1 protein-coding gene is annotated in these 257 nt (G+C 22.6%); it reads left to right on the forward strand.

The features are described 5' to 3' along the window. Positions 1-257: transposase (locus tag KGF36_RS20010; RefSeq protein ID WP_227854985.1), on the forward strand; the 257-nt coding region annotated here is incomplete at both ends.

Raw genomic sequence — 257 nt, forward strand, 5'->3', positions numbered from 1 at the left:
AATAGTTAAAAGTGGTACAGTAAGTCAAAAATCTAATAGATACTATGTATCTATATTAGTTGAGGAAGATGATATTCGAGTATCTAAATGTACTAATGAAGGAATAGGTATTGACTTAGGAATTAAAGATTTTTTAATATGTTCAGATAAAAAGAAGTTTAAAAATATAAATAAAACTTCTACAGTTAAGAAAGTTGAGAAGAAATTAAAAAGAGAACAAAGAAAACTTTCAAGAAAATATGAAAGTTTAAAAATAA

Origin of the sequence: Clostridioides sp. ZZV14-6009 (genome assembly GCF_020658095.1) — a bacterium.
Taxonomy (GTDB): Bacteria; Bacillota; Clostridia; order Peptostreptococcales; family Peptostreptococcaceae; genus Clostridioides.